The organism is Streptomyces capoamus, assembly GCF_014654935.1.
Lineage (GTDB): Bacteria > Actinomycetota > Actinomycetes > Streptomycetales > Streptomycetaceae > Streptomyces > Streptomyces capoamus.
Genome location: NZ_BNBF01000015.1, coordinates 121,454 through 127,077, shown reverse-complemented (window position 1 = coordinate 127,077; position 5,624 = coordinate 121,454). Strand labels below are relative to the sequence as shown.

General features: G+C 74.0%; 5 protein-coding genes and 1 pseudogene. 1 reads left to right on the top strand and 5 read right to left on the bottom strand.

Translation table 11 applies throughout. The features are described 5' to 3' along the window. Positions 1-906, bottom strand: a 906-nt coding sequence (locus tag IE312_RS23185) for an enolase C-terminal domain-like protein (RefSeq protein ID WP_229900324.1), incomplete at its 3' end; no start/stop codon positions are given. 139 nt (positions 907-1,045) lie between these two features. On the opposite strand from IE312_RS23185, the pseudogene IE312_RS23180 reads away from it, so the two are divergent. Continuing rightward, a pseudogene (locus tag IE312_RS23180) lies at positions 1,046-2,072 on the top strand (MFS transporter). Here IE312_RS23180 and IE312_RS23175 read toward each other — a convergent pair. The 4 genes from IE312_RS23175 to IE312_RS41470 form a co-directional block, all read right to left on the bottom strand. Further along, positions 2,045-3,049, bottom strand: a complete 1,005-nt coding sequence (locus tag IE312_RS23175) for an adenosine deaminase (protein ID WP_189984260.1) — start codon at positions 3,047-3,049, stop codon at positions 2,045-2,047. The pseudogene IE312_RS23180 and the gene IE312_RS23175 overlap by 28 nt on opposite strands. Positions 3,050-3,069: 20 nt before the next feature. Next, positions 3,070-3,975, bottom strand: coding sequence for a ribonuclease Z (locus IE312_RS23170; RefSeq protein ID WP_189984259.1), 906 nt, complete (start codon positions 3,973-3,975; stop codon positions 3,070-3,072). 6 nt (positions 3,976-3,981) lie between these two features. Beyond that, positions 3,982-4,335, bottom strand: coding sequence for a histidine triad nucleotide-binding protein (locus tag IE312_RS23165; RefSeq protein WP_030344970.1), 354 nt, complete (start codon positions 4,333-4,335; stop codon positions 3,982-3,984). A 42-nt stretch (positions 4,336-4,377) separates the two neighbouring features. Then, the coding region (locus IE312_RS41470; protein ID WP_229900323.1) for a S41 family peptidase at positions 4,378-5,624 on the bottom strand (1,247 nt) is incomplete at its 5' end.

Sequence of the window (5,624 nt, the reverse complement as noted above, 5' to 3'; positions counted from 1 at the left end):
CCAGTAGTGGTGGTCGGAGAGGACGACCTGGACGGCGTCCGTCGTGAACGCCTCCCTGATCTCGCCGAAGGTGGTCACGCACATGTTGGTGGCCAGCGGGACCTCCGTGCCGGCGGCCACCCGCGCCATCGCGGGCGTGCCGAGCGTCGGGTCCTCCAAGTACTCCAGGACGTCGCCGAGTTGCTCCGCCACCTTCAGGGAGGTCTCCACGGACCAGGCACCGTTGGGGTCGAGCCGCAGCGGGTGGCCGGGAAAGGCCTCGGCGAGGGCACGCACGGCGGCGACCTCCTCGGCGGGCGGGAAGACACCGCCCTTGAGCTTGAACGAACCGAAGCCGTGCAGTTCCTGGAGCCGGCGGGCCTGTTCCACCACGCCGGCCGGGTCGAGCGCGGCACCCCACGGGTCCGGCTCGGCGGGGACGCCCGCCGGGTGCCGGTCCCACTTGTAGAACAGGTAGGCGCTGTACTCGACGGCGTCCCGCACCTTGCCGCCGAGCAGCGCGTGCACGGGCAGGCCGAGCGCCCTGCCCTGGGCGTCGAGGCAGGCGACCTCGAAGGCGGACAGCACCGACAGCCGCAGCTTGTCGGCGCTCTGCACGCCGCGCAGTCCGCCGGCGTCCACCTCCCCCTCCACCCGGGACTCGTCGACACCGACGTCGATCCCGAACAGTCCGTTCACATCCATGACCGACCGCCTGATGAGGCGTCCGGCCAGCGACCGGGCCGGCTCCAGGTATTTGGTGTCGCCGTAGGTCTCGCCGAGTCCGGTGACCCCGTCGGCGGTCACGACCTCCACGATCAGCCGCGGGGTGTACGGCTGGTGTACGCCCTGGGTGTTGAGCAGCGGCGGGTCGGCGACCAGGATCGGGGTCAGCCGCACCTCGGAGATGGTCAGGTCACGGGTCACAGGGGGGCTCCTACGGGGTCGGTCCGGCGGCGAGGAGGGCATCCCCTCTTGTGAAGCACGTCTACATATGAGAACGCGCGCTGGACGGTTCGATCCTACCCTTCTCCACCGCTCTCAAACGCAACACCCCGCCCCGTACCTGCTGCCCACCACCGTCGGCAGACTGGCCTCCAGGCTCCCGCTCACCGCCACCGGGGCCGGAGCCCTGGACAGTGCCCTGCTGCTCGGTTCGGCGGCGGCGGGCTTCCTGCTTGCCTCCCGCGTCGACCGGCTCGGCCCGCGCGCCCTCGCCCGCGCCGGCCTGGCGCTCGCCGCCCTCGGCTACGGCGGCGCCGCCCTCACCACCGCCGTACCGGCCGTCGTGACGGGCGCGGTGCTCGGCGGGTTCGGGTCGGGAACGGTCACGGCGGTGGCCGCGAGCGGCATCGCCGCACACAGGGATCCGCACCGCGTCACCACGCTCGGTCTGCTCGGCGTCGCCGCGCTCGCCCTGACCGCGCTCGCCGCCTGGCCGCTCACCGGCCACCTGTCCGCCCGCACCGCCCCGGCCCGCGGGAGCGCCGGATACGGCCGCCTCCCCCACCGCCGGGCCGGACTCCTCCTGGCCGCCGCGATGCCCTTCCGGTCCCTCGCCCGGAACGCCCTGTGGGGCGTCAGCGGGCGCGCTCGGCGCCGGGCTCCTCGGCGTCGTCGGCGCGGGCACGCTCGGCCCGCGGCCGGGCCGGGCGCTGCCCATCGGCGCCGGTACGGCCCTCATCGCGGGCTGCGTGGCGCTCAGCGCGGCGGCGCGGGACCTGCCGGGGTTCGCGGCGGGCGAGATCGCCTGGAACCTGGTCCACCCGGTCGTGCTGTCCTACGTCATCGCGCTGGCCGCGTTCCTGGACCCGCGCGGCCGCTGGACGGTCCTGGTCGGCTCGGCGTCCTCCCTGGGCACGGCGGCGGGCCCGCTCACCGGCAGCGTGCTGGCGGACCGGGCCGGCTTCCCGGGGACGGGGCAGGCGCTCGCCGCCGGGCTGCTGCTGATCGCCGTACCGATGACGGCGGTGGCGCTGCGGACCGGCCGGCGGCCCGGGCCGGTCGCCGGGCTTCCGGTGCTGGAAGTGCCGGTGCAGACGCCCGCCGTGGCCGCCCGGCACGCCTACGACCCCGCGCCGCCGAACCGGTAGGCGTCGACCTCGGCCAGGTAACGGGCCCTGCGCTCCTCGTCGTCCTCCAGGAAGGAGGCGAGGAAGGAGTTGCGGGCCAGTTCGCGCAGCCGCTCCTCGCCCAGGCCCAGCGTCGCGCGCACCGCGTCGAAGTTGTCGCCCGCGTACCCGCCGAAGTAGGCCGGATCGTCGGAGTTGACGGTGCACAGCAGACCGGCGTCGAGCATGGCCGGCAACGGGTGCTCGGCGAGCGTGTCCACCGCGCGCAGCCGGACGTTGGACAGCGGGCACAGCGTGAGCGGGATCCGCTCCCGGACCAGCCGCTCCACCAGCGCCGGATCCTCCATGCAGCGCAGGCCGTGGTCGACGCGCTCCACGCCGAGCACGTCCAGCGCCTCGGTGATGTACTCCGGCGGGCCCTCCTCACCGGCGTGCGCCACCCGGCGCAGCCCGAGCGCGGCGGCGGCCTCGTACACCTCGCGGAACTTCACCGGCGGATGCCCCACCTCGGCGGAGTCCAGGCCCACACCGGTGATCCGGTCCAGGTACGGCTCGGCGGCCCGCAGGGTCGCGAGGGCCGACTCGGCGGACTCGTCGCGCAGGAAGCACAGGATCAGCCGGGTGGAGACGCCGTGGTCCGTCTCGCTGCGGCCCAGCGCCCGCCACAGGCCCTCCACGACCGTGCCCATGGCCACGCCCCGCGCCAGGTGGGCCTGCGGGTCGAAGAAGATCTCCGCGTGCCGGACGCCCTGCGCGGCGGCCCGGGCGAGGTAGGCGTCGGCCAGGTCGGCGAAGTCCTGCTCGGTGCGCAGGACGGCCATCAGCTCGTAGTACAGGTCGAGGAAGGACTGGAGGTCCGCGAACCGGTAGGCCTCTCGGAGGGCTTCGGTGTCCGCGTACGGAAGGGTCACACCATTGCGGGCGGCCAGCTCGAACGCCAGCTCGGGCTCCAGGGTGCCTTCGATGTGGAGGTGCAGTTCAGCTTTCGGGAGGGACATCAAAGCATCGTACGGGGGGTTCACCGCCGTTTCGGAAGCGGCACCCGCAGCAGGTCGTACGCCACCGTCAGCTCGCCCTTGAACCCCGCCGCCCGTGCCTGCCGCTCGAACTCCTCGGGGTCGGTGTAGCGCTGGCTGAAGTGGGTGAGGACCAGGTGCCGCACGCCGGCGTCCCGGGCCACGGCGGCGGCCTGCCCGGCCGTCAGGTGCCCGTGCTCCACCGCGAGTTCGATGTCCTCGTCGAGGAACGTCGACTCGATGACGAGCAGGTCGCAGCCCTCCGCGAGCGCGTGCACGCCGTCGCAGAGCCGGGTGTCCATGACGAACGCGAACCGCTGCCCGCGCCGCACCTCGCTGACGTCCTCCAGGGTGACGTCCCCGAGCCGGCCGTGACGCTGCAGACGGCCCACGTCCGGGCCGGCGACGCCGTGCGCGGCCAGCCGGTCGGGCAGCATCCGGCGGCCGTCGGGCTCGGTCAGGCGGTAGCCGTAGGACTCGACGGGGTGGGAGAGGCGGCGGGCCTCCAGGGTGTACGAGCGGGTCACCGCGAGGACGCCGTCGGCGGCGACCGGGGCCTCGGTGAGACCGACCGTCTCCCGGTAGGCGGTCGCGTAGCGCAGGCGGTCGAAGAAGCGCTGCCCGGAGCGCGGGTAGTGCGCGGTGACCTCGTGCGGCACCCGGTCCAGGTTGATCCGCTGGATGACGCCCGCGAGGCCCAGGGAGTGGTCGCCGTGGAAGTGCGTGACGCAGATCCGGTTCAGGTCGTGGGCGGCGACCCCGGCGCGCAGCATCTGCCGCTGCGTGCCCTCGCCGGGGTCGAACAGGATGCCCTCGCCGTCCCACCTGAGCAGGTAGCCGTTGTGGTTGCGGTGCCGGGTCGGGACCTGGCTGGCGGTGCCGAGGACCACCAGTTCACGTACGGACACGGTCCCTCACCCGGGGGGCCACTGGAGGCCGCGGCCGCCGAGGACGTGGGCGTGGGCGTGCCAGACGGTCTGGCCGGCGCCGCTGCCCGTGTTGAAGACGAGGCGGTAGCTGTCGAGCTTCTCCTCGTCGGCCACGGCCTTCGTCTCGGCGAGCACGTCCGCCGCGAGCTGCGGCGCGCCCGCGGCGAGTTCGGCCGCGTTCTCGTAGTGGGCCTTGGGGATCACCAGGACGTGGGTCGGGGCCTGCGGGTTTATGTCCCGGAAGGCCACGGTCGTCTCGGTCTCGCGGACGATCGTCGCCGGGATCTCACCCTTGACGATCTTGCAGAACAGGCAGTCGTCCTGCGGTTCTCCGGCCATGCGTGTGCCTCCTGTGATCAATACGGTGGGCATCGTAGTCGGTCAGGCGGGCAGCCCCGGCGGTGTTTTCGCGGGGCTGGTCCCCAGGGCCTCCAGGGCGAGCCGGACGGCCTCGTCCAGCTGGGCGTCCCGGCCCGCCGCCCAGTCCTGCGGGGTCTGCACGACCTCCACGTCGGGGTCCACCCCGTGGTTCTCCACGTCCCAGCCGACGCCCTCCAGCCACATCGCGTACTTCGGCTGGGTGACCAGGGTGCCGTCGACCAGGTGGTAGCGGCTGTCGATGCCGATGACACCGCCCCAGGTACGGGTGCCGACGACCGGGCCGATGCCGAGGGCCCTGATGGCCGCGTTGACGATGTCGCCGTCGGAGCCGGAGAACTCGTTGGCGACGGCGACGACCGGGCCCCGCGGCGCGTCCAGGGGGTAACTGGTGGGGCGCATGCCGCGCGGGAGGTCCCAGCCGATGATCCGGCGGGCCAGCTTCTCGACCACGAGCTGCGAGGTGTGGCCGCCGCGGTTCTCCCGGACGTCGACCACCAGTCCCTCGCGGGCCACCTCCACGCGCAGGTCGCGGTGGATCTGGGCCCAGCCGGGGGCCTGCATGTCGGGGACGTGGAGGTAGCCGAGGCGGCCGTCGGAGGCCGCGTGGACGTGGGCACGGCGGTCGGCGACCCAGGCGTGGTAGCGCAAGGGCTCCTCGTCGGCGACGGGGACGACGACGGTGTGGCGGGGCTCGCCGCCGCCGGCCGGGGAGACGGTCAGTTCGACGGGGTGGCCCGCGGTGCCCACCAGCAGCGGGCCGGGGCCCGTCACCGGGTCGACCGGGTGGCCGGCGACCGCGACGATCGCGTCCCCGGGGCGGACCGCGACGCCGGGCGCGGCGAGCGGGGAGCGGGCGTCGGGGTCGGAGGTCTCCGAGGGGAGGATCCGGTCGATGCGCCAGCTGCCGTCCGCGTGCCGGGAGATGTCGGCGCCGAGCAGGCCCTGGCGGGGGCCCCCGGAACCGCCGCGGGGGATGACGTAGGCGTGCGAGGTGCCGAGTTCGCCGTGCACTTCCCACAACAGGTCGACCAGGTCGCTGTGGGTGGCGATCCGGCCGAGCAGCGGGCGGTAGCGGTCCAGGAGGCCGGTCCAGTCGGTGCCGCCGAGGTCGGGCCGCCAGAAGTGGTCGCGCATGAGCCGGCCGGTCTCGTCGTACATCTGCCGCCACTCGGCGGCCGGGTCGACGGTCTGCCGGACGCGGGCGAGGTCGACGGTGACGCTGGTGTCGCCGTCGTCCTCGGTGCCGG